Source organism: Deferribacter thermophilus (assembly GCF_049472675.1).
GTDB classification, from domain to species: Bacteria; Chrysiogenota; Deferribacteres; order Deferribacterales; family Deferribacteraceae; genus Deferribacter; species Deferribacter thermophilus.
Genome location: NZ_JAPNXM010000005.1, coordinates 148,978 through 172,559 on the forward strand (window position 1 = coordinate 148,978; position 23,582 = coordinate 172,559).

Sequence of the window (23,582 nt, forward strand, 5' to 3'; positions counted from 1 at the left end):
GGTTAATTATGAAAAAGTTTGTATTTATAACTTTTTGTCTTTTAACAGCTTTTTTCTTTTCAATTACCACATATTCTTCTGAAAAACTTTTTGCAAAATGTAGCGGTTGTCACGGAAAAGATGGGAGCAAACATGCCTTAGGCGTTTCAAATCCACTAAAAGGGCAAAGCAAAGAAGAAATTATCAAAAAATTAAATGGTTATAAAAATGGCACTTATGGTGGTTCTAAAAAAAGGATGATGGAAAGCCAGGCAAAAAGATTATCTAAGGAGGATATTGAAAAATTAGCTGAATACATCTCAAAATTACAATGAAAAGATTAATACTATTTTTTATTTTTTTCTTTACCCCTCTTTTAGCCATTTCTGACAATACCACACACAAGCATAATATTACTATGAATACTCAATCTGATAAAAGTGTTGGTGTTGTCGAACATTTAGGTGATTATATACCAAAAGATGTTTACTTTTACGATTCAAATGGAAATAAAGTAAATATAATGGATTTGGTTAAAAACGCACCAACAATCATAGCCCCTGTCTATTACAGTTGTCCAAATGTGTGTAACATATTGCAAAGTACTTTATCATCAACAATTAGCAAAATCTCTCTTAAGCCTGGTAAAGACTACCAAATACTATCTGTAAGCTTTGACGAAAATGACACTCCAGAGATTGCTAAGCAAAAAAAGATTAACTATTTGGCTTCATTAAAGAATTTTCCTGATGATGCTTGGAAATTTTTGACCGGTGACAAAAAAAATATTGATAAATTTATGAATGCAATAGGTTTCAAATTTAAAAGACAGGGTAGGGATTTTATACATAGCGTAGCTATAATTGTTTTATCTAAAAATGGTAAAATTGTTAGATATATCTACGGTACACGGATATTACCTTTTGATCTAACTATGGCATTAGCTGAAGCCGATAAAGAGAAAACAGGTCTTTCCGTAAAAAGATTTCTTACATACTGCTTTAGCTATGACCCTGAAGGGAAAAAATATGTTTTTAACATAATGAAAGTATCAGGAACTGTTATTATAATAGGGATAGCTTTAATGTTTTTGATCCTTGTTCTAAAAGGAAATAAGAAAAATATACGAGGGAAAAATGAGTAACAATGTAGAAGTTATACCATTTTTATACGATAGTAAACGCAAAGGGATATTTGGATGGATTTTTTCTACTGATCATAAGAAAATTGGTCTGCTTTATTTGTATTCTACTTTAACACTTTTTATAATTGGTGTAATCTTAGGGCTACTAATAAGATTGGAGCTTATAGCTCCAGGTAAAACTATAGTTGATCCTCAAACCTATAATGCACTTTTTACTGTCCATGGCGTAATTATGATTTTTCTCTTTGTTATTCCAAGTATCCCTGCTGCCTTTGGAAACCTCTTTTTACCAATACAAATTGGTGCTGAGGATGTAGCTTTTCCTAAGTTAAATCTTTTTTCTTGGTGGCTTTATATAATCGGACTTATCCTTATATTAATATCACTTTTCAGTGGAGAAGGAGCACCAGATACTGGATGGACTTTTTATGTCCCATTTAGCGAATTTACTACAACAAATGTTAGTGTAGCTGTAATCGGTGTTTTCATATTAGGTTTTTCATCAATACTAACAGGATTAAATTTTATTACTACTGTGCATAGACTTAGAATGCCAGGGATGAAATGGACAAAAATGCCGCTTTTTGTGTGGTCACTTTATGCTACAGCCTGGATTCAGGTTTTAGCAACCCCCATATTGGGGATAACAGTTTTATTAATTTTTATTGAAAGGATGTTCGGAGTTGGCCTGTTCGATCCTGCAAAAGGAGGTGATCCAATTCTATATCAGCATCTATTTTGGATTTATTCTCATCCTGCTGTATATATTATGGTGGTTCCAGCAATGGGGGTTGTAACAGAAATTATCCCCGTTTTTGCAAGAAAACATATTTTCGGCTATAAAGCAATAGCAATTTCTTCCTTAGCAATAGCTTTTGCTGGCTCACTTGTTTGGGCTCATCACATGTTTACAAGTGGTATGAGCGATACAGCTGTATTAATATTCTCCTTTTTAACATTTATAGTAGCCATTCCAACAGCAATTAAAGTATTTAATTGGGTAGCTACACTTTACAAAGGATCTATAACGATAGAACCACCTTTATTATTTGCTTTATCATTTATCTTTTTATTTTCTATTGGCGGATTAACAGGACTAGTTTTAGGTTCAGCTGGGACTGATATACATGTACACGATACCTATTTTGTAGTTGGACATTTCCATTACACAATATTTGGTGGAACAGGCTTTGGATTCTTCGGTGCAATGCACTATTGGTTCCCCAAAATTTATGGTAGGATGTATAATAAAAAAATAGCTACAATTGCATGGGGCATTTTATTCATTGGATTTAATTTGCTTTATTTCCCTATGCTAATAATGGGTCTTATGGGTATGCCAAGGAGATACTATGACTATCTGCCACAATATCACACTGGACATTTAATATCCACAATAGGTTCATGGATTGTTGCACTTGGACTATTTCTGATGTTTTATAATCTATTTAGAAGTATAAAACATGGTGAAAAAGTAGGGAAAAACCCTTGGGGTGCAGCAACTTTAGAGTGGACAACTCCTTCACCACCACCTACTTCAAATTTTATAGGTGAACCAAAATTAACAAGAGGACCTTATGAATATAAAGGAGTAGAAAACGATGAGCAATATACATAAAGATTACCTTGGCTCTAAATTTGGAATGTGGTTATTTCTTTTTACAGAAATTTTGCTTTTTGGTGGATTATTTATATTGTACAGCTCTTATCTACATAAATATCCTATAGAATTTCATCATGCAGGCAAAGAACTCAATGTCTATTTTGGGACAGGTAACACACTGGCTTTGGTAACAAGTAGTTTCTTTATGGCTTTATCTATTACTGCCATACAAAAAGGGGATAGCAAAAAGTCAAAAATATTCCTTTTCATTACTTTATTACTAGCTTTTGTATTTCTTATAAATAAATATTTTGAATGGGGTGCCAAATTTCATCATGGAATTTATCCAGATTCTCCTCATCTATTAGAAAGGCCAAAAGGGGAAATAATATTTTATGGACTTTATTTTGTCATGACTGGTTTACACGGTTTACATGTTTTTGTTGGTGCATGTATAATTATTTATGCTTTGTATCTTTTAAAAATAGAAAAAATTAATGAAAACGATTTTGTTTTTTTAGAAAATACTGGGCTTTATTGGCATTTAGTTGACCTGATATGGATTTATCTATTCCCATTATTTTACTTAATAGTTTAAAAGGAGATATTTATGTCAGGAGAAAAGCATACGGTCAGTTATAAAGTTTTTACTTTAGTTTGGATTTTTCTTTTAATTCTTACGGCTATTACAGTATTGGTTGCACAAATTGACTTAGGTTTTTTTAATGTAATAGCTGCTTTAACAGTAGCTACAACTAAAGCATTATTGGTAATTTTGTTTTTTATGCATTTAAAATATGAAAATAAATTATTTAAAATTTCAGTTTTTATAGCATTTTTAATTCTGGCTATCTTTATAGGTTTTACATTTTTTGATGTAGCATACAGATAGAAGAGGTGTTTATATGTATCCACAAGTAAATGCTGTTCAAAAAGTAGATTTTGCCTTTATCTTCATTTTCTCAATAGCAATCATAATTTTAATCGGGATTACAATCACAATTGTTCTATTTTTAATAAAGTATAATAAAAATAAAAATCCTGAACCTGCAGATATAAAAGGGAACCTTATAGCAGAAACACTTTGGACAGTAATCCCTACAATTATAGTTATTGGTATGTTTTTTGCAGGATGGAACAGTTTTGTTGCCTTAAGAACTGTTCCTAAAAATGCTATTGAAATAGGTGTAGAAGCAAAAATGTGGTCTTGGAAATTCACTTATCCAAATGGTAAAACAGATAAAGAGTTATATGTTCCCATTAACAAACCTGTAAAATTAAATATTACTTCAAAAGATGTAATCCACAGCTTTTATGTGCCAGCTTATAGAATAAAAATAGATGCTGTACCAGGCTTGGTCACATACGCATGGTTTAATCCAGATAAATTAGGCGATTTCGACATTTTATGTGCTGAATATTGTGGTGTTAGACACGCATATATGATTTCTAAAGTACATGTTGTAACAGTAGAAGAATATATGGCGTATCTTGAAAAGAAAGAGGATGTAGCAAAAGTTAATGACTTACCTACACTATTAGATAAATATGGTTGTTCTGATTGTCACAGTCTTGATGGTTCTGTAATTGCTGGTCCACCTTTAAATAATTTAATGGGTAAGAAAAGAATTGTTATAGAAAATGGAGCTGAAAAAGAGATAATGGTAGATGAAAATTATTTAAGAGAATCAATTTTAAATCCTGCTGCAAAAATCGTAAAAGATTTCGAAAATATTATGCCATCTTACAAAGACGAAATTTCAGATGAAGACTTACAACTCTTAATTGAGCTTTTATTGGGTAAAAAAGAGATTAATCTGAAAAAAATTGGGGAGAAACTGGCTGAAGACGAAGGGTGCACTAGTTGTCATTCTACTGATGGTTCGATACTTGCTGCACCATCATTTAAAAATTTATACAATAAAAAACATATAGTGATTAAAAATGGTAAAAAAGTTGAAATTGTAGCTGATGAAAACTACCTTTATAACTCCATAAAGAAACCTGAAGAGGAAATTGTTGAGGGTTTTGACCCCATTATGCCGCCATACGATTATTTAACTGATGAACAGATCAAATCTCTTATCGAATATATCAAATCTTTACAGTAGGGCTCAGCATATAGCTGAGTTCTACTTAAATATTAAAAAGCTAACTAGACTCAATATCTTTATATTGATACTCTGCTCTACTTACTTCGGTTTTTTGCTCAGCGGATATCCTTTTTCATACAAAACTTTGTCTGTATTATTTGCAGTATTTTTCCATTTTCTTGGAAATTCAATCATAAATCAGTTTCAAGAAAGGAAAACGGATGCCAATTTAGAAAGAACCAAAAATCGACCTTTGGTTACTGGTTATTTTGATCCATACAAGTCTTTAGCTATTGGTATTTTTTTCATTTTTTTATCTTTATTAATTGCACTGATTATAAAAAATCAAAATATTCTTTATCTTTTACTTTTAAATTTTATCATTTATCATTTGATTTATACACCTTTAAAAACAAAAACCTCTTTTGCAATTCTTATTGGTTCTATCTGTGGAGCACTACCACCTTTGATAGGTTGGTTTATCGAAAACAATTATCTAAACTATAAAATAATATTTGTAGCCACAACATTTTATTTATGGCAAGTGCCACACTTTTTATTTTTAACAGAAAAATATGAAAATTCTTACAAAAACTCAAACTATAAGGTTTTAATAAATAATTTAAATAAGAAAAATTATTCACTTATTACAAACCTATGGCTTGCAACCTATTTTTATTCATTGGTTTTTACCTTTTATCATCTGGAAAAAGATTTAAATAAACTTTTGTTATTTGTGTTAATCGAGATTACTATTTTTTATAAAATATTCAAATCAAATAATGCCACTTTGAAATTTATCTTAATCAATTTTTCTATTATTTTACTTATCCTTTTTTACTTGTTTTTATAAAAAAGCAGCCCTTAAGGCTGCAATCACTTATCCTCTTAGCTTTTTAGTTATTTCTGCTACATATTTACCTTGAAATTTTGCTATCTCCAATTCGTTTTCGCTTGGCAACCTGCTTCCATCATGATCAGCCATAGTTGTAGCACCGTAAGGGGTGCCACCAGTTATCTCGTCCATTTTTAGAAGTCTTTGTTCTGAATATGGAACACCAACTACAACCATCCCATGATGAAGAAGGACAGTATGAAAACTTGTTATTGTTGTTTCCTGCCCACCATGTTGTGATGCTGTACTCACAAATACTGATCCAACTTTTCCGATTAATGCACCCTTCATCCATAGGCTACCAGTTTGATCTATAAAGTTTTTCATCTGAGATGCCATATTCCCAAATCTTGTAGGTGTCCCAAATATAACGCCATCTGCATTCCCAAGCTCTTCAACAGTTATCACTGGAACATGAGCAAAACTCTGCTTTGCTTCATAAGCTCCTGCTGCTTTGAGCTGATCCTCTGACATAAGTTCTGGAACTTGAAATAACTTTACATCTACACCATCTACACTACTTGCACCCTCTTTTACTGCCTCAGCAAGTCTATAAGTGTGTCCATATAAGCTATAAAAAACTATATAAAGCTTAACCATAACTTCCTCCACCGTTTTAGTAGGAATTAAAATAAGACTTTTTTGTTTTTATACAAGGTACAAAATAAAAAAGCCCCCAAGAGTGGGGGCAATGTTTGGGAGGTCTTTATTTTAGAAGTGTCCCTCTGGGACCTTTTTAAAGAACTCTTTCATTTTTTCTGGATCTGGAACCATTGTTTCTTTACCTGGCTCCCATCCAGCTGGACATACTTCGCCATGCTCACGGGTATATTGTAAAGCATCAAGGCTTCTTAAAATCTCTTTCACATTTCTACCGATTCCTAAATCATGAATAAGTTCAAATTGAACTACACCTTCTGGGTCAATAATAAATGTTGCCCTAAGAGCCATACCAGCTGGTAATAATACTCCATAATCCTCTGAAATCTTTTTTGTAAAATCAGCAACAAGTGGGTAATTAATATCTCCTAAACCACCTTCTTCTCTTGGAGTATTAATCCAAGCAAGGTGAGAAAATTTACTATCTGTTGATACACCTATAATTTCACAATTTCTCTTCTTAAATTCCTCATAAGCATCACTCAATGCTGTAATCTCAGTAGGGCATACAAAAGTAAAATCCAAAGGATAAAAGAACAGTACAACCCATTTACCTCTGTAATCTTCCAATTTAACCTTTGTAAATTCTTTCTTATAAACTGCATCAGCTTCAAAAAGTGGTGCCTGCTTTGTTACTAAACTCATAACCGCCTCCTTTGTTGTTTTATTTATAATAATTCTAATTTAATTCAATCTTTTTGTCAACACTTTTTTAAGACAAATTTTATCTTATTTAATCTTTTTGGATATAAATTTAGTTTTTACAGATATTTTAACATTTTTTGACTAATTAATACCCGATTTGTTATTCAAAAATGCATCTATTTTTACCCTGCTTTTTAGCTTTATATAGATTTTTATCGGCTTGACTTAATAGAGCATCTAACTCTTCTATTTTATCATTCATTTCTGCAATCCCGACACTAATTGTAACATTTCTATCCAATCCAAAATTGTGTTTACTTACTCTTTCTCTTATTTTTTCAGCAAGAACTTTTGCATTTACTCCATTTGTTTCAGGACATAATATAATAAACTCTTCTCCTCCCCATCTACCAAAACTATCAGATTTTCTTATGCTTTCCTTAACTATGTTTGATACTTCTATCAAAACAAAGTCCCCAGAATTATGACCATAAGTGTCATTTATTGACTTAAAATCATCAATATCGAATAAAATAATTGAAAATACTCGTTTATACCTCTTGTATCTCATAAATTCAGAATTAAGTTTTCTCTCAATTTTTCTCCTATTATAGATTTTGGTTAATTGATCAGTTTCTGACATAATTTTAAGCTCATTATTTAATTTTTGTAATTCAAGATTTTTTTGATAAATAGCTTCTGTAGTCAATTTTTCTAAATAGTTTGCTATCTGCCCTATCTCATTTTCTGGGTATTTATACTCATGTTTTGGCTTTTCCCCTTTTAATATCAACTTAGTTCTATTACTAAGATATGAAACAGGTAATATTATCCTTCCACCTAAAATTTTACTCAAAACCCAACCTGTAAAAGTGGCTATAGATATAACAAAAACCATTGCCAAAAAAACTTTATCTAAAAAGTTTAAAAATATTTCCTTTTTATCTATTTCTGTAATAACTCTCCAATCTACTTTGTTTATGTCATTTATTACATAAAGCCTTTTTGAACTTTTAAAAATACATTCAAAACTATTTTTATAAGTTGCTTCTTTACAAATTTTATAAAAATTTTTTCGAAGAAGCTCTCGGTTTTTATGAATGATAATTGTTCCATTGTTTGTAATAACAAATGTATTTTGAGTCTTAAATAATTTATCATTTTCATTGTTTAAAATATTTATAAGCCTTTGTAAACTTGTATCAATTGCTATAACACCACCGATATTTTATTATCATCTAATAAAACTTTACTGAGTGATACAAGCCACTCTTTTGTTTTGATTTCCTGGTAAGGTAGCCCTTCTGAAATCTCTGGTATATTTTTTAGTGCTATTTTATACCAAGGGCGAACTGTAGCGTTATAATTAGGGGGTGGTTCGTAACCATTAATAATTAATGAACCATCAGGTAAACCAATATAAATATAATTTATATCCTTATCTGCTTTTTCAAAATTTCTTAAAAGTTTTAATACATAATTTTTCCCCTCTTTATTCATAAAAATATTTCTTACTTTTGGATCAGAGCTAATCACCTTTATATAATTATAAAACTTTATAAAATAGCCTTCTATTAAGTATTTATATGATAAGTTTTTCTGAATAAGGTAAGATCTTACCTGATTAATAGTAGTGTCATAAGCAAGTATAGCTATAAATATTCCAAAAGATAAAATTATAATCAAGGAGTTAAAAAAGATAGTCTTAAAAATTTCCCTTTTTATAGATCTAAATCTTGGCATTTTAGATTAACTTAATAAAATTTTCTAATAATTTTAGTTTATTTAAAATAGCATGTCAATATATTACAACATGATATGCTATTTAGTTAACTTTTAATGAAATTACTTTTATTAAAATATTTGTCCAAAACTTATATAAAATGCCTGAGATTTATCTAAATTGTTAAACAAATAATTATTAGCATAACTTAATTTAAAAGGGCCTATTGGTGTCCTAATTTCCAGTTTTGCACCTATATCTTTATAAAAAAATGGGTCAGCAAAATTATCAGTTGCGTTACCTGTTTCGAAAAATACCCCAAAGAGTACATTCTTTACTAAAAACCTTGAAAGCCCTAACTCAAAATATGTTTTAGAATTACCGCCATATACTCTTCCATTTATATCCTTTTTCCCTATTTTTTCAAAACCATAACCTTTCATATAAGAAGGACCACCCAAAGTGTATCTATAGCTCAAAGGCAAGTAATTTTCCCCCATATAAAATTTAGCTATATCTCCACTTATATTTAACAAATAATTTTTAATCCTTTTATAAAAAGTCGCACTTATATTTAACGAAGAAAAAGTTTTATCGCTATAATATAAATTGTTTGCAAGTTTTAAAGAATAACCATTGGATGGATTTAAAGTAATATCAAATTTATTATATCTAACATTAATACCTAAAGCAAATATATCATCTCCATTATACTTTTTCAAATCTTTAATATTGAAATCGATATTATATTCATTCAAATTTTCATAAAACAGCTGTACATTTACAAAATGCTCATTTATTGACTTTGAAAGTTGTAAGTAAACCTTTTTAGACCTAATATCATAATTGACTTTGATCTTTTCACTATAAATAGCCCCTTCTTCATCAAATAAATCTTCTGCCAAAAAGTTATACCCCAATAATTTCAGATGAAACTTAAACTCATTTGAAGATTTAAAAATTAAAGAATTGAAATTGTGATTAAATAGATCAAACCTTCTATATCCTAAATAAAGATTTAAGCCGCTTACATTGGTAAAACCAAAACCTCCATAAATTTGGTTTTTATTCTTTACTTTGTTGTAAATAAGTAAAATACCTTTATCTTCAAAAATTGAAACCTTTACACCACTTTCTGAATAAAACCCAACCCGCTTTAAATAACTTCTAATCTTATTTATTTTTTCCACAGTAATATATTTATCTTTCTTAAAATATCTTTTTATTGCAGGCTTGTATATATTAGCATCATGAAAATAGATTATATCTTTCAAAATAAGTCTTTGGATATCTGAGTTAAAATATAGTCTAAGAGAATCATTACTTTCAGTTTGATTTACTAATTCTACATAAGTGTAATAGTATTTTTTTTCTAAAATTGAATTAATTTTGTATTTAATTTGTTCGTAATCAATTTTTATACCATCCACTTTTGTACTAAAAAGTTCTTTCCCATTTAAAAACACTTTTATCTTTTTAATCTGTTTGTGTATTTTTATATTCACATTGATATAATAAACATTATCTTTCTCTAATACTGATGCTTTTGAAATTGTTGTTTTTAAAAACCCTTCCTCAAAACCTATCTTTCTAAGCTCATTATTTAGTAGTTTAAGATCAAAGTTATATATATCTTGCTCTATAAAATTTAATGCAAAATCATAAATTTTTTTGTTAAAGGGTTCCACATTAACATTTATTTTAATATCTCTATATCTCTTTAAATAATTAACTTTAATTATTATATCATTTTTATAAATAGATACCGTTACATAACCCTTCTCAAACCCCAGTTTATTTAATAGTTCTTTTGCCTTTATTTTAAACACACCAATATTGAAGCTATCAATCTGTTTTACTTCATCAATAAATAGTCTTTTTAGCTTACTTTTTATTTTTTTATCTTTAACCCCTTTTATAATAAGGTCATATTTTTCCCCTTGTTTCATATAAACTTTTATCTTAACAACTTGATGAAAAAAAGGTAACAATGAGAACACGCTAGAAAATATTTTATCTTTATCAAAAAATGGGTAATTATAAGATGTAGGCTCCAAATCGTATGTTAAGATTACATTAAAATACCCATTTTCATTGAGCTTTTTTGTAATATCATCTAATAATTCATTTAGCCGTTTTGTAGTAAAAATATCAAGTTTACTACTTTTATATTCAATTGGCAAATTTACAGCTTCAACCTTGGTAATAACATAGAGTTTCCCCTCATTTATGTTTATAATACAACTATCTTTTTCAATCTTATGAGTAACAACCGTATCCAAATACCCATTTTTAACATAAAAATCTTTAACCCTTTTAACAACTAAATCAATTTTATCACTTCTAATTTCATTATTCTTTATATTAGCTACCCTTTTCAATGTGCTATCAAGATAGACAAGATTACCTTTAAACCTTACTTTACAACTCTTAAAATCTAATCTTTTAACAAAACATTTATTATCTACATCTAAATCCCTAATCTTAAAAAAATCTAATACCTCCCTGGTAAAACCGTAACCATAATTATTGCATATATTTTTTATTTCATTTATTTCTAAAGCATAACAAAATGTATTAATAATTAATAAAAAAAGTAATACCCGCACCAGCGCCCTCTAAATTTGAATAATTCACATTTAATTTTAACCAATCAAAAATTAAATATTCCCCTGTTAGATAGTCACTACCTGCACCATCTGTATCAACTAAATATTTTACCTCAAATCTATCTGAAAACTTACGACCAATTTTAAAATAATCTTTCATTTGAGAACCCGAAACAGATGTTTCCTCTAATCCAATCCTATTAATACCAAAGATTTTTTCTGTATATCTTGTCAGCTCTCTTAAGAGTGTACCTGTAAAAAATGAAGAGATTACATTTTTTGACCTTATTTCTGACCTGTTATAAATTGACTCACTGCTATTTGGATTTAAATCTTCAATAAAAATTGTATATTCTGGCAAATAACCATAAACTGTTATAAATAGATTATTAAAATTTCCACTTCCAGAAGCTTTAGTATAAATATAAGGTGGTTTATTTTTATCAATCAGTAGATACCCATCTTCCACATAAAATCTTTCACCAGCCAATATTAAATAGGATTCAAAAGACTCTATCTTTCCTGAAACTTCAAATTTTTTATCTTTATATTCAATTTTTAAATTTATGTTTGCTTTAGCATCAACAAACTTATCTTTTAAAATTGTAGGGTTCACAGTATTTATTTCAACATCAATATCAAAAGGTAGATCAATCCTTCCACTTTCGTTATTTGAGACCATATTCATCTTTTTAAAATCAAAAACACTTTTATTTACAAAAATATCCCCTTTTACAAGTCTACTATCTGCTTTTTTCTCTAAGCTATAGCTTAATGTTCCTGCAAACCCACTTTTTGAAACAAAAATATTCTCGCCATTTACTAAAATCTTAAATTTAGAAATATCTAAATAATCTATAGAACTTACTGAAACAATTACTTTCTCATCAAGTTTTTTTGCAAATAAATTAGCTTTCAACTCTTTATTTAAAATTGATATATTAAGATATAGAATATCCAGATCCACACCATATTCTGGTAGATAAATACTACCATTTCCGTTTAAATCAGCTGTTAAATCCACATTTTTATAATCACTTAAAAGAATTATATCACCTCTAAAGTTTGCTATTAATTTATCTTCCAAGTTTAATTGTTGGGGTAGCAATATCAGCTTACAGTTATCTTTATCAAATTGTGCCATTTTAATTTTTACTTTTTTAATATATCGACTATCGATGGTACCACTGTTAATATATAGCTTATTGTTTTTAAACTCCCCTTTTAGATTTCTAAGAGTTATTTCTTCATTTTTATAGTAAATCAAAGAAAGATAAGAGCTTAAACTTATTATTTTTAAGTCGTTACTCTCTAAATTTATAATTGAGCTAACCTCAATATCATCATTTACCTTATATTTTTGAATATTTATTGACCCAGTTAATAATTTTAGCTCTTTCAAAAACAGTTCTGCAAAAACATCTTTACCTTTTAGCTTCACCACACCATGCAACAATTTTAGATTGCCATCAATTCTTCCATCAAACGCATTTCTTTCATAATTGCCTTCAAATCTTGATGAGATTTCAGGATTATTAAGTTTACCTTTAATGTTTAATGAAAAATTATCCAAACATAACTTGTCAAATAAGCAAATAGTTTGATCTTCTTTTATTGAAGCTTTTACACTATTTGTTTTAAAATTGATATATCCAACATCCTTGTATAAAAATTTGTCATAAATAAGGTCAGTAAAAAGAAGCTTTTTATCCCTATATTCAAAGAGTATCTTTGTTTTTTCAATACTTTCAATCTTTGAGACCTCACCAATAACATATATATCATTATTTACTTTTAATACATTTACCTTACCATCAACCTTATTATCTATCTTTGTTTGTACATCAAAATATTTTAGAACATTACTAAACTTTACATTTTTTAAATAAATATCGAAAGATTCTCCATTTTTATCCATTATACCATTTAAAATCAAAGTTCCATCTTCTATACTTGCTTCAGTAAAAATTTCTAACGCATTACCATCATAGTTTAGACTCCCCCTTAATCTACGAAGAAGTAACTTGTGATAATTTGTCTTACCTTTCTCATTAAAACTGGCTTTTAAATTAATTTTATCATTTTGATATTTTACTTTTATTGTTACATCTAAATTATGGTTTATATCTAAAACTTTTTTCAGATCCGAATTATTCTTGACATTCCCAGAAAGTGAAAATTTCACTTCTTTATTTAAATAAGTACCATTACCCATCAAAGAAGCTGTTTGGCTTAATATTTTGAATTTTTCAAAAATCAATCCTTCTCTAAAATATTTAAAATTTGAGACTACCTTGTATTTCTCATCACTTTCCACATCTAGCTCTAATATCCCAAAGAAATTAACTAAATCTAATTCATATTTTCCTCTTTTAAGTAAAAAATGAAATTTTTTATCTTTATATATAAAAAACTCATTTAAAGCTTCAAACTCACCCTTAATCTTTCTAAAATCACTCCATCCTTTAGATTTAAAAGATTTATTACCGATAGCCAGCTGTTTTATTTTGTAAGAAATTTTGCTTTTATCCCCTTCAACTTTTGCTGATAATTTTATCAATTCATCACGATATTTGATATTATTGGTAATCACATCTATTTGAAAAATACCATCTCTACTTTCCCCTTTTAATGATAATTGTCCAGATAGGTGGGGATTTAAAATCTTAAAAAATCCTTCATCTAAAAAAACATAAAACTTACCACTGTAAGTATCTTCATTTAACAAACCGTTTAAATCAAGCTTAATATCTTCCCCATTGGCAATTAACTTTTTAACATGAAGCGTTTTTTCAGATATCGCAAAATCAGCTATAATATCAGAGATATTACTCTCAATACCCCCTTTTTTAACTTTTATATTCTCTAAATAAAGTTTTTTATACTTTTTACTGTTTAATAAAAGGCTCTCATCTCTTATTAATAAGTTATTAACTTTATCTTCATAAACAAAATTATTAATACTTAACTCTTTTATAAAACTTAAATATCTTAATGTTGATATATCAAAATCATCACTTTTATTTCCATGCTTTAAAATAGTAATATAAGGGGATTTAATTTTTGCACTAATAAAAGGTTTATTTTGAAAATATTCTTTAATACTTACATCCAAGCTTACATCTTTTATTACTAACTTGAATTCATTGGTAGTTATCACCAAATCAGACAACTCAATGTAAAATGGGATTAAGGTTTTGCTAACTTTTCCAACATTAACATTTATCCCCTCAATAAACTTATTATTAATGTAGTTATTTATCAGATTTTTAGAAAAAACATTTATCAATAAAACCAATGTAAAGATAAAGAGTATCAAAATTACAATAAAATGTATAAATTTTAAGAGTATCTTTTTGACCATTTAATTGCCATTATATTTTTTTATATATGCTATCAATCCATTATATATCCCTTCAGCAATTTTTGCTCGATAATTTTTGTCTGCAAACTTCTTCGCCTCATATTTATTACTCAAAAACCCTGTCTCAATTAAAATTGAAGGCATCCTTGCACCAACTAAAACATAAAATGGAGCTTGTTTTACACCAAGATTAACACTTTTAAGATTTGAAACCAAATTATCTTGAACATCTTTGGCTAACAACAAAGATTCTTCAAGTTTTGAGTTGAGCATGATATCTTTTAATATCCCCTGTAGATCTGATAAAGATTTTTCTGTAGCCTGATTTTCAAATGCTGCTACTTCCAGTGCTGATTTATCCTTTGTAACATTAAGAACATAAGTCTCTACACCTTTTGCCATTTTATTCCTACTTGCATTAACATGTATTGAAACAAATATGTCAGCTTTATGTTTATTGGCAAAAGCTGTTCTTTCTTCTAATGGAATAAATATATCTCTATCCCTTGTCAGTAAAACTTTTAAGTTCGTTTTACTTTTCAAAAGATCCCTCAAATATAGAGCTATATCCAAAACGATATCTTTTTCTTTTAGGCCATAATAGTTACATCCAGGATCTTTCCCGCCATGTCCTGGATCTATAACAATTGTTTTAATTTTCAATCCAAAAACAGAAGCAAGGGTATCATTATAATTGCTCTTATCATCTATGTTTTTAACAACATAACTCTTTAATCCACCTTTACTTGATACATCTATAACAATCCTCGCAGGGTTTGTAAGCTGAAAGACTGTAAAATCATCCACTGATATTGTATCCAAAACAACTCTAATAACATTATCTTTAAATTTCCCCCATCTAATGCGACTAATTAGACCATCTTTTACATCTATTGTGTTGGGTATTTTTTTTGATACATCAGAATCAAAAATATCGACAAACAATCTTGGGGGGAGATTTAACTTTTTATTCTCTTTAAGCCAGTGTTTTTCAAATTTTGCTTCTTCATTTAAATCTATAACTATTCTTGTGTAATCTTTATTTGACCAATATCTAATTCCTTCAATTAATACCTTATTAGTTTTTTTTACATATTTTGAACTGTTATTAGTATTTTTATAAGAAGTCTTTTTTGTCACTTTGTTCTTACTTGTGTCATTTTCAATCTTTGCTAATAAAATATTTGCTTTTTTTATTACTGAACTTCTTGGATATTTAGATTTAAGCTTTTTTATCATATACTTACTACTCATATAATCTTTTTTGATATAATAGATATATGCTGCTTGATAATAAGCATCAGCTGCCCATCTGGATTTATAATTTGCAGCAAGGAGTCTAAAATATTTTAAAGCACTATTTAGATCATTTACATTTTTAAACCTTTCATACGATTTTAAGTAAGTTTTTGCACACAAATAAAGTGCATCATCAGCTAATGAAGATTTGGGATATTTACTGTAAATTTCATAAAACTTTTCTGCAGTTAAAATATAGGACTCTCTAGAAACATTTTTTGACTTTTCTATATACAACAAATCCTTTTTAGCATTTTTATAATCAGAAGTTATATCTGCATATATACTTCCACAAAAAGTAAAAAATATAAAAACTATTAATAAACTTTTAAACCTTTGCATGTAATTTACCTTTTAGATATTGTCCAGTATAAGATGTTTTACAGTTTGCACACTCTTCTGGTGTACCACAAAATACTATATTACCCCCTTTATCACCACCTTCTGGTCCAAGGTCAATTATATAATCAGCACATTTTATCACATCTAAGTTATGCTCAATAATAATTACTGTATTTCCAGCATCTACCAATCTGTAAAAAACATCAATTAGTTTTTTTACATCATCCATATGCAAACCAGTTGTAGGCTCATCAAATAAATATAAAGTCTTACCTGTCATCTTTTTCATTAATTCTCTTGCAAGTTTAATCCTTTGAGCTTCGCCACCTGATAATGTTGTAGCTGGCTGTCCTAACTTTATATAACCAAGCCCAACATCTCGCAAAATTTGTAGCTTATTTTTTAGCTTTGGTATATTTTCAAAAAATTCATAAGCTTGATTTACCGTCATATCTAAAACTTCTGCAATATTTTTCCCTTTATAGGTTATATCCAGCGTATCCCTATTATACCTTGCTCCATGACAAACATCACATTTTACATACATATCTGGGAGAAAATGCATTTCAATCTTTATATACCCCTCCCCTTGACAATGCTCACATCTACCACCTTTTACATTAAAACTAAATCTACCCATTTTATAGCCGCGCTTCTTTGCATCAACTGTCATGGCAAAAATCTCTCTAATATCTGTAAAAACACCCGTGTATGTAGCAGGATTTGATCTAGGTGTTCTACCTATTGGGCTTTGATCAATATCAATTATTTTATCTATATTTTCAATACCTAATAAATCTTCACAATTCTCTTTCTTAACATTTTGACCTCTCAGCTTTCTAACAACAGAGTCATAAAGCACATCTATTATAAGTGTCGATTTGCCAGAACCACTAACCCCCGTTACACAAATCATAGTCCCAAGAGGAAAAGCCACATCGATGTTTTTTAAGTTATGCCTTCTAGCATTCTTTATTTTTATATATTTACCATTCCCTTTTCTTCTTTCATGCGGAATATCAATCGTAAGCTTACCAGATAAGTATTTTCCTGTTAATGATTTTTCACACCTTATCAACTCTTCAGGAGTTCCAGAAAATACAACTTCACCACCATTTCTACCAGCATGAGGACCCATATCGATTACCCAGTCAGAGGATAAGATTGTATCTTCATCGTGCTCTACAACTACTACCGTATTGCCAATATCTCTTAACCCTTTTAATGTTTTTATAAGTCTGTCATTATCCCTTTGGTGCAAACCGATACTGGGCTCATCCAATACATACAACACTCCAGTCAAGCCTGCTCCTATTTGGGTAGCAAGCCTTATCCTTTGAGATTCCCCTCCACTTAAAGTTCCAGAGCTTCTATTTAATGTCAAATATTCTAAACCCACATCTACTAAAAACTTCAACCTTCTTTCGATCTCTCGCAAAACCCTTTCAGCAACTTTAGCCCTAAAACCATCAAACCTTAATTCTCTAATAAAATCGTACAACTCTTCAATTGTCATCCCAGATATTTCTGCAATATTTTTACCCCCTATTTTTATAGCCAAAGATTCCTTTTTCAGTCTTGTGCCGTTACACAATTCACAATGCATTTCAGACATAAATTGCTTTGCAAAATCCACATCTGACTTACTTGTTGAATATAATTTCTCTTTTAAATACCCAAGGACACCAGCAAATTTCTTTTTATAAAAAATTTTCTTATCACCTTTGAAAGTGTACATTTCTAAAGGCTCTTCTAACCCATATAATAAAATATCCAATTTATCCTTTTCCAATGCATCAACAGGTTTATTCAAATCAATATTATATTTTTCACTTAAAGTTAAAAGTGTATTGTAAAAATAAAAATCATCAACCCCTTCCCAAGGCTTAATTGCTCCATCCCTTATGGACAATCTTTTATCTGGTATGATCAAATCTAAATCAAAGATCATTTTACTACCTATACCATCACATTCGGGACATGCACCATAGGGGTTATTAAATGAAAAAATCCTTGGCTCAATTTCAGCAAAACTTACACCACAATCAACACATGAAAATTTTTCACTAAAAAGCTTCCTTTCATCTCCAGATTTTACAATAACCAAACCATCAGATAATCTTAGCGCTACTTCTACAGAATCTGTTATTCTCCTTTTGATATCCTCTTTAATAATTACTCTATCAACTACAACTTCTATATCATGCTTTATATTTTTATTAAGTTCTGGAGCATCTTCAAATCTAATAAGTTCCCCATCAACATAGCCTCGCACAAACCCTTCTTTTAATAAATTTTTAAACAGTTGTTTGTATTCACCCTTTTTCCCTCTTACAACTGGTGATAATACCTCTAGTTTTGTAGAAATAGGGTATTCTAATATCTTATCAACAATCTGCTGCACTGTATACTTCTCAATCCTTTTTCCACACTCTGGACAAAAAACATCCCCAACTCTAGCAAACAACAGCCTCAAATAATCGTATATCTCCGTAACGGTTCCAACCGTAGATCTTGGATTACTACTAATTGTTTTTTGCTCAATACAGATAGAGGGGGATAAATACTCTATAGAATCCACATCAGGCTTTTCCATCAATTCTAAAAATTGCCTAGCATAAGCAGAAAGAGATTCCACATACCTTCTTTGCCCCTCTGCATAAAGAGTATCTATTGCAAGTGAAGATTTACCTGATCCGCTGACACCTGTAATTACTACCAGCTTATTTTTAGGGATATCAACATCTATATTTTTTAGATTATGTTGCCTTGCCCCTCTAACAATAATTTTATCACTCATCAATTTCGCTCAACCCTTCTAAACTAACCCAACCAACTTGATTGTATTTTGGTTCTAAAAAGAACAAAACTTCTTTTACTTCTTCATTTACCTTATAAATAGCATCACAAATTTTAATATCAAGACCAGAATGAACAACCCCTTTTACCCTTATTTTTGCTTTTTTATTAAATAGTTTATTTTTATACTCATTTATATCTTTTTTCAACTCATCAATTTTCTCTAATATTTTCTTTCTTATTATTAAAGTTTTCTTTACCTGTTCACTATTTCTTACACTTTTGTTACTCAAATCAATTTTTTTGAGCGTATCGTCTATTTTATTTAGATTTATCAAGTATTTATCTAACTCTCTTTCTTTTTCTTCAATATATTTCAAAAAAAACGGATTTATACCAACAATCAAATTAAACTTCTCACTACCAACACTACCAAGCTCTAAACATTCTACACCATTAAAGCTTTCTAATACACCTCCAGCTATCTGCCCTTTATTTTCAACAGCCACTATCTTTCCACCTGATTTCAAATGACAGTTTAGCGCATAATTTTTTATAACTATATCCCCTTTTGCTTCTATGATTGCATTTTCTGCAAATCTTAAAATAAAATTTTTTTCTGCATACATTCTATTTTTTAATTTCCCTTTTACACCTTGGTTTATAATTATATTTTCTCCAGCCTCAAGTTTTGCATCTTCACAAATACCATCTATAATAATATCTTTTGAAGCTTTAATGGCAAAATCACCTAAAACATCACCAATTACATGGACTGTACCCACAAAGTCGATATTACCTGTAGAATAATCCACCTGCTTTACTGTATATACGGGATAAACTGCTAATTTAAAATTTTCAAAAACAACATATCCATCGATAGATGCCACATATTTTCTGCCATTATCTAATACTTCCACCCCTTCTAAAACAACTATCTCAATATCTTTACCTTCTTCAGAAGGGATCACACCCCCTTTTACCGTAACACCAGGAACACCTTTGGTAGCAGGTATTTTTGTAATAAGTAACTCACCCTTTTTAACATTAATTATTTTAGAAATATCTTTGTAATCTATTTTTCGTTGTGTATCTTCTTTATCTTTTTTCATCTTCTCTTCAAAATGCAAAATTAATTTTGCATCTTTCCCTTTTATCGGATGAATCCCTTGTGCCACTGTAATGTTTCGAACAACAAACCTTTTATTATAAAGTTCAAAGGCTTCTTTCAGTCTCTCAGTGTAAATATCCTTTATATTTTCCTCTGTAAGAATTTCCAAAATATCGTTTAAAGTATAACTTTTACCATTTAGATCAGGATATAGCGAAATTTTTAAAATCAAATCATTGTTTAAATACTCTAAATTTACCTTTGAATCAAAAACTATTTCTCCATTAATTTCAGCTAAAAGATAATCTGATTCCTCTTTTATAGTATAATTATGACTCTTTAAGTTATAAACTTTTTCTAAAATTTCTTTAAATTCTTCTTTCTTTTCAACTTTTAAATATTTTAATATCATCTAAATTGGCAACTTTATTATAAATTTAGTATATTCACCCTCTACAGAATCAGCACCAATTTCTCCTCCATGAGCTTGTATAATCTCTTTAGCCACAGCAAGTCCAAGTCCAGTCCCCTTTATTTTTCCAGCAGTAAAAAACGGATCAAATATTTTATCTATATTTTCTTTTTTTATCCCAGGCCCATTATCAAAAAACTCAAATACAGCTAGCTTGTCATCAACCTCAACTGTGAGTTTAATCAACCCTTTTTCATTTAATGCTTCAATAGAGTTACTCAATAAGTTCATGAAAACTCTAAAAATCTTTTCTTTATCAATAAATAACTCAATATCACTATTATAATAAATTTCAAAATTAATTTCTGTGAATCTAAGCATAATATTAGCATGTTTGGTTATTAAATTAAGTAGCTCGCTTAATAATACCTTTTCCTTTTTCAGCAGAATATTTCTTTTAGAAAAGTCTAAAATATCCAGTGTAAGTCCATGAATCAATTTTAATTCGGTTATAATTGAATCAGTATATTCTTTTATATCAGGATTATCTTCAATCTCAATCTCCATAAGTTCTAAATACCCCTGAACTATATTCAACAAGTTTTTTATATCATGAGCAATTGCTGAGGTAAATTTCCCAATTAGTGCCAACTTTTCATTCCTTTTTTCCTCTTCGTATAAATTGTATCTTTCTATTGCCAATGCACACTGAGATGAAAGGTATTTTCCTATTTTTATATCATTCTCATCAAAATAATCATCTATTTTATCAGTAATATTTAATACTCCGATGACTTTCTCTTTTACTTTCAAAGGGATACACATATAAGATTTAGCTTGATATCCAAAATCTTTATTTGGCTCATTTATCTCATTTATTATTAATGGTTCACCAGTTTGTGCAACTTTACCACTTGCTCCATCACCTATTTTTACCTTAAAATCTTTATAATCAAAATTAAGCCCTGCACCTGCTACTATTTTTAAACAATCACCTTCTTTCAACATTACAGAGACTCTTTGTACCTGCAAATATTCCTTTGCAAGCTCAACTATTCTTTTAAGCAATGAATCAATATCAGTTATCATGTTCATTATTTCAGATATTTCAACAAGGATATCCAAAAAATCTTTGTTTTTACTATTCATCAAAAATCCTTAAAATATTATACTGCATATCCCTTTGGGCCGGTATAAAACCAGCTCTTTTTATATAATGTATTATCTCATCTAAAGAAATCCTATATGTTGCTCCACAAGCAGCAACAACATTTTCTTCAATCATTAAACTTCCAAAATCATTCCCACCAAAATAAAGGCCTATTTGCCCAATTTTAGGCCCTTGTGTGACCCAAGAGACCTGTATATTATCAATATTATCAAAATAAATTCTCGATAGTGCTAAAATTTTTAGGTATTCATAGGCAGTAACATGTTCTCCACCAAGCTCAGTATTATCAGGCTGGAAAGGCCATGGGATAAATGCTGTAAAACCACCTGTAATATCTTGTAAATTTCTAACTTTTTCCAGATGTTCAACAATCAATTCAATCGGATCATTTTTTTTAAACATCATGGTAGCAGTAGTTCTCAGTCCCAGCTCATGAGCAACCCTCATAACTTCAAGCCATTGGGATGAATTTATTTTATTTGGACTTATTTTAGCTCTTTCACTATCTACAAGAAGTTCTGCACCACCACCTGGGATAGAATCTAATCCAGCTTCAATCAATCTTTTTAAAGTATCCTCAATAGTCAAATTGGATACTTTAGCAATATGATAAATTTCTGGTGGTGAAAAACCATGAACCCACACACCTTGTTCTTTTATGAACTTTAGCATATCCTCATAAAACTCAATATCAAAATCAGGGTGTAATCCACCTTGAAGCAAAATCTGAGTACCATTTAGCTCTTTTGTTTCATCAATCTTTCTCTTCAATGTTTCTTTATCAATAACATATGCATCAGGTTCATCCTTACTGCGATAAAAAGCACAAAACTTACATTTACAAACACAGATGTTTGTATAATTTATATTTCTATCAATGACAAATGTTACAATATTATCAGGGTGTTTCTCTCTTCTAATATTATTAGCCAACTCACCAAGCTCTAATAAATCAAGCTTATTATAAAGCTCTATGGCATAATCACTATCAATTCTTTCAGTTATCTTATAATTCATATTCACCATTTACCTCTAATATAATTGGTTCTAATCCATTATCTATACATTTTGTCTTGAAATCACTAATATCTACTGTAATTATATCCCATGTATTAAAATGAATCGGTATAATCTTTTTTACTTTTAACAGCTTAGCTGCATAAATAGCCTCTTCAGTATTCATGGTAAAGTTATCCCCAACAGGTAGTATAGCTAAATCCGGTTTTAATAGCTCACCAATTAATTCCATATCTTTAAAAAGTGCTGTATCACCTGCTACATATATAGTTTTTCCATCGATATTCACAACAAATCCAGCTGGATTTCCCGCATACAAAATTGTACCCTCATCATTTATAGATGATGAATGTACTGCAGGAACCATTTTTACCCAACCAAAGTCAAAATCTTTTTTACCACCTATATTCATAGGGATAATATCTGTAAGCCCCTTTTTTTGTAGATAATTTGTTATTTCAAATATAGCCACAACAGGTATATTCCTCTTTTTTGCTAGATAAACTGTATCACCTATATGGTCTGGATGTCCATGAGTAACAAGAATCAAATCAGCCTCTACATCATCAAGACCTATTTTTGCAGCTGGATTCTCTTTAATAAAAGGATCTATCAATAGCTTTTTACTACCTAAAATTTGTATAGAAGCATGCCCTAACCACTTTATTGTTGGCATAATACACCTCCAAGTTTCTTATATTTAAGATTAACATATA

At 29.4% G+C, this 23,582-nt stretch carries 19 protein-coding genes; 7 read left to right on the plus strand and 12 right to left on the minus strand.

The genetic code is table 11. The features are described 5' to 3' along the window. The first annotated feature begins 8 nt into the window (after positions 1–8). From OWM07_RS06455 to OWM07_RS06485, 7 genes are read left to right on the plus strand one after another with little or no spacing between them, the layout of a single operon-like run. On the plus strand, positions 9–314 hold the full coding sequence (locus tag OWM07_RS06455; RefSeq protein WP_423302858.1) for a c-type cytochrome: 306 nt from the start codon (positions 9–11) through the stop codon (positions 312–314). After that, positions 311–1,123: an SCO family protein gene (locus tag OWM07_RS06460; RefSeq protein ID WP_423302859.1), complete on the plus strand. Its 813-nt coding sequence runs from the start codon at positions 311–313 to the stop codon at positions 1,121–1,123. Before OWM07_RS06455 ends, OWM07_RS06460 begins: the two co-directional genes overlap by 4 nt. Then, positions 1,116–2,741, plus strand: coding sequence for a cytochrome c oxidase subunit I (gene ctaD, locus OWM07_RS06465; protein ID WP_423302860.1), 1,626 nt, complete (start codon positions 1,116–1,118; stop codon positions 2,739–2,741). The genes OWM07_RS06460 and ctaD overlap by 8 nt, the downstream gene beginning before the upstream one ends. Further along, positions 2,725–3,324, plus strand: a complete 600-nt coding sequence (locus OWM07_RS06470) for a cytochrome c oxidase subunit 3 family protein (RefSeq protein ID WP_423302861.1) — start codon at positions 2,725–2,727, stop codon at positions 3,322–3,324. The genes ctaD and OWM07_RS06470 overlap by 17 nt, the downstream gene beginning before the upstream one ends. Positions 3,325–3,336: 12 nt before the next feature. Then, on the plus strand, positions 3,337–3,618 hold the full coding sequence (locus OWM07_RS06475) for a cytochrome C oxidase subunit IV family protein (RefSeq protein WP_423302862.1): 282 nt from the start codon (positions 3,337–3,339) through the stop codon (positions 3,616–3,618). 13 nt (positions 3,619–3,631) lie between these two features. Continuing rightward, a complete protein-coding gene (gene coxB / locus OWM07_RS06480; protein WP_423302863.1) occupies positions 3,632–4,837 on the plus strand; it encodes a cytochrome c oxidase subunit II in 1,206 nt (401 codons plus the stop codon). Beyond that, positions 4,791–5,672 (plus strand): UbiA family prenyltransferase, encoded by an 882-nt coding sequence (locus tag OWM07_RS06485; protein WP_423302864.1) that lies wholly within the window; start codon positions 4,791–4,793, stop codon positions 5,670–5,672. Before coxB ends, OWM07_RS06485 begins: the two co-directional genes overlap by 47 nt. Positions 5,673–5,699: 27 nt before the next feature. Here OWM07_RS06485 and wrbA read toward each other — a convergent pair whose 3' ends face one another. The 12 genes from wrbA to OWM07_RS06545 all read right to left on the minus strand — a co-directional run bounded on the left by wrbA (position 5,700) and on the right by OWM07_RS06545 (position 23,542). Beyond that, the gene (wrbA, locus tag OWM07_RS06490) at positions 5,700–6,314 is read right to left on the minus strand and encodes an NAD(P)H:quinone oxidoreductase (protein WP_423302865.1); all 615 of its coding nucleotides are present in this window, start codon (positions 6,312–6,314) and stop codon (positions 5,700–5,702) included. A 111-nt stretch (positions 6,315–6,425) separates the two neighbouring features. Next, positions 6,426–7,019, minus strand: a complete 594-nt coding sequence (locus OWM07_RS06495) for a peroxiredoxin (RefSeq protein ID WP_423302866.1) — start codon at positions 7,017–7,019, stop codon at positions 6,426–6,428. Positions 7,020–7,179: 160 nt separating this feature from the next. Continuing rightward, positions 7,180–7,917 carry a GGDEF domain-containing protein gene (locus OWM07_RS06500; RefSeq protein ID WP_423302867.1) on the minus strand — a complete coding sequence of 246 codons (738 nt, stop codon included), beginning with the start codon at positions 7,915–7,917 and terminating at the stop codon, positions 7,180–7,182. Between the two features lie 311 nt (positions 7,918–8,228). Continuing rightward, positions 8,229–8,762 carry a hypothetical protein gene (locus OWM07_RS06505; RefSeq protein ID WP_423302868.1) on the minus strand — a complete coding sequence of 178 codons (534 nt, stop codon included), beginning with the start codon at positions 8,760–8,762 and terminating at the stop codon, positions 8,229–8,231. Between the two features lie 111 nt (positions 8,763–8,873). Continuing rightward, positions 8,874–11,351 carry an outer membrane protein assembly factor gene (locus OWM07_RS06510; RefSeq protein WP_423302869.1) on the minus strand — a complete coding sequence of 826 codons (2,478 nt, stop codon included), beginning with the start codon at positions 11,349–11,351 and terminating at the stop codon, positions 8,874–8,876. Next, a complete protein-coding gene (locus tag OWM07_RS06515; RefSeq protein ID WP_423302870.1) occupies positions 11,320–14,715 on the minus strand; it encodes a hypothetical protein in 3,396 nt (1,131 codons plus the stop codon). The genes OWM07_RS06510 and OWM07_RS06515 overlap by 32 nt, the downstream gene beginning before the upstream one ends. After that, a complete protein-coding gene (locus tag OWM07_RS06520) occupies positions 14,716–16,356 on the minus strand; it encodes an N-acetylmuramoyl-L-alanine amidase (RefSeq protein WP_423302871.1) in 1,641 nt (546 codons plus the stop codon). Next, positions 16,343–19,156 carry an excinuclease ABC subunit UvrA gene (gene uvrA / locus OWM07_RS06525; protein WP_423302872.1) on the minus strand — a complete coding sequence of 938 codons (2,814 nt, stop codon included), beginning with the start codon at positions 19,154–19,156 and terminating at the stop codon, positions 16,343–16,345. The genes OWM07_RS06520 and uvrA overlap by 14 nt, the downstream gene beginning before the upstream one ends. After that, positions 19,149–20,678, minus strand: a complete 1,530-nt coding sequence (locus OWM07_RS06530) for a DUF342 domain-containing protein (protein ID WP_423302873.1) — start codon at positions 20,676–20,678, stop codon at positions 19,149–19,151. Before OWM07_RS06530 ends, uvrA begins: the two co-directional genes overlap by 8 nt. Next, positions 20,679–21,827, minus strand: a complete 1,149-nt coding sequence (locus tag OWM07_RS06535; RefSeq protein ID WP_423302874.1) for an ATP-binding protein — start codon at positions 21,825–21,827, stop codon at positions 20,679–20,681. Next, entirely contained in the window at positions 21,820–22,866 is a 1,047-nt protein-coding gene (gene mqnC, locus OWM07_RS06540) for a cyclic dehypoxanthinyl futalosine synthase (RefSeq protein WP_423302875.1), read from the minus strand. Before mqnC ends, OWM07_RS06535 begins: the two co-directional genes overlap by 8 nt. Beyond that, positions 22,856–23,542: a metal-dependent hydrolase gene (locus OWM07_RS06545; protein ID WP_423302876.1), complete on the minus strand. Its 687-nt coding sequence runs from the start codon at positions 23,540–23,542 to the stop codon at positions 22,856–22,858. Before OWM07_RS06545 ends, mqnC begins: the two co-directional genes overlap by 11 nt. Positions 23,543–23,582 lie beyond the last annotated feature (40 nt).

Excerpts from the sequence above, each read along its gene's own strand:
- OWM07_RS06455 (WP_423302858.1), top strand. The coding sequence starts at position 9 with ATGAAAAAGTTTGTATTTATAACTTTTTGTCTTTTAACAGCTTTTTTC.
- OWM07_RS06495 (WP_423302866.1), bottom strand. The coding sequence starts at position 7,019 with ATGAGTTTAGTAACAAAGCAGGCACCACTTTTTGAAGCTGATGCAGTT.
- OWM07_RS06500 (WP_423302867.1), bottom strand. The coding sequence starts at position 7,917 with ATGGTTTTTGTTATATCTATAGCCACTTTTACAGGTTGGGTTTTGAGT.
- OWM07_RS06530 (WP_423302873.1), bottom strand. The coding sequence starts at position 20,678 with ATGATATTAAAATATTTAAAAGTTGAAAAGAAAGAAGAATTTAAAGAA.
- OWM07_RS06545 (WP_423302876.1), bottom strand. The coding sequence starts at position 23,542 with ATGCCAACAATAAAGTGGTTAGGGCATGCTTCTATACAAATTTTAGGT.
- OWM07_RS06515 (WP_423302870.1), bottom strand. The coding sequence starts at position 14,715 with ATGGTCAAAAAGATACTCTTAAAATTTATACATTTTATTGTAATTTTG.
- mqnC (WP_423302875.1), bottom strand. The coding sequence starts at position 22,866 with ATGAATTATAAGATAACTGAAAGAATTGATAGTGATTATGCCATAGAG.
- OWM07_RS06520 (WP_423302871.1), bottom strand. The coding sequence starts at position 16,356 with ATGCAAAGGTTTAAAAGTTTATTAATAGTTTTTATATTTTTTACTTTT.
- OWM07_RS06460 (WP_423302859.1), top strand. The coding sequence starts at position 311 with ATGAAAAGATTAATACTATTTTTTATTTTTTTCTTTACCCCTCTTTTA.
- wrbA (WP_423302865.1), bottom strand. The coding sequence starts at position 6,314 with ATGGTTAAGCTTTATATAGTTTTTTATAGCTTATATGGACACACTTAT.
- OWM07_RS06475 (WP_423302862.1), top strand. The coding sequence starts at position 3,337 with ATGTCAGGAGAAAAGCATACGGTCAGTTATAAAGTTTTTACTTTAGTT.
- OWM07_RS06505 (WP_423302868.1), bottom strand. The coding sequence starts at position 8,762 with ATGCCAAGATTTAGATCTATAAAAAGGGAAATTTTTAAGACTATCTTT.
- coxB (WP_423302863.1), top strand. The coding sequence starts at position 3,632 with ATGTATCCACAAGTAAATGCTGTTCAAAAAGTAGATTTTGCCTTTATC.
- OWM07_RS06485 (WP_423302864.1), top strand. The coding sequence starts at position 4,791 with ATGAACAGATCAAATCTCTTATCGAATATATCAAATCTTTACAGTAGG.
- uvrA (WP_423302872.1), bottom strand. The coding sequence starts at position 19,156 with ATGAGTGATAAAATTATTGTTAGAGGGGCAAGGCAACATAATCTAAAA.
- OWM07_RS06535 (WP_423302874.1), bottom strand. The coding sequence starts at position 21,827 with ATGAATAGTAAAAACAAAGATTTTTTGGATATCCTTGTTGAAATATCT.
- OWM07_RS06470 (WP_423302861.1), top strand. The coding sequence starts at position 2,725 with ATGAGCAATATACATAAAGATTACCTTGGCTCTAAATTTGGAATGTGG.
- ctaD (WP_423302860.1), top strand. The coding sequence starts at position 1,116 with ATGAGTAACAATGTAGAAGTTATACCATTTTTATACGATAGTAAACGC.